1 pseudogene is annotated in these 1,112 nt (G+C 65.9%); it reads left to right on the forward strand.

Features of this window, described 5'->3' with window-relative positions:
* A pseudogene (locus AC2VOP_RS00670) lies at positions 1 to 1,112 on the forward strand (excinuclease ABC subunit B); the annotation flags it as partial.

Raw genomic sequence — 1,112 nt, forward strand, 5'->3', positions numbered from 1 at the left:
GAGCGGCTGCGGCACTCGGCGACGTCGAGCCTGCTGTCCCGGCGTGACGTGGTGGTGGTGGCGTCGGTGTCCTGCATCTACGGCCTGGGCACACCGCAGTCGTACCTGGACCGCTCGGTCGAGTTGCAGGTCGGCGCCGAGGTGCCCCGGGACGGGCTGCTGCGGCTGCTGGTCGACGTCCAGTACACCCGCAACGACCTGGCGTTCAGCCGCGGCTCGTTCCGGGTGCGCGGCGACACCGTCGAGATCATCCCGTCCTACGAAGAGCTGGCCGTGCGCATCGAGTATTTCGGCGACGAGATCGAAGCGCTGTACTACCTGCATCCGCTCACCGGCGATGTGATCCGCAAGGTCGACTCGTTGCGCATCTTCCCCGCCACCCACTACGTGGCCGGACCGGAGCGGATGGCGCACGCGATCTCCACCATCGAGGAGGAACTCGCCGCACGGCTCGCCGAGTTGGAGCAGCACGGCAAGCTGCTGGAGGCGCAGCGGCTGCGGATGCGCACCAACTACGACATCGAGATGATGCGTCAGGTCGGATTCTGCTCGGGCATCGAGAACTACTCCCGGCACATCGACGGTCGCGGGCCCGGCACTCCTCCTGCGACCCTGCTGGACTACTTCCCGGAGGACTTCCTTCTGGTCATCGACGAGTCGCATGTCACGGTGCCGCAGATAGGCGGTATGTACGAGGGGGACATCTCCCGGAAGCGCAACCTGGTGGAGTACGGGTTCCGGCTGCCGTCGGCGTGCGACAACCGGCCGCTGACCTGGGAGGAGTTCGCCGATCGGATCGGCCAGACGGTGTACATGTCGGCCACACCGGGGCCGTACGAGTTGAGCCAGGCCAACGGCGAATTCGTCGAGCAGGTGATCCGCCCGACCGGCCTGGTCGACCCGAAAGTCGTGGTCAAGACCACCAAAGGACAGATCGACGACCTGATCGCCGAGATCCGCAGACGCGCCGACACCGATGAGCGGGTGCTGGTGACGACGCTGACCAAGAAGATGGCCGAAGACCTCACCGACTATCTGCTGGAGATGGGTATCCGGGTGCGCTACCTGCACTCCGAAGTCGACACGCTGCGCCGGGTGGAACTGTTGCGGCA

The organism is Mycobacterium sp. TH-M106 (assembly GCF_057473765.1).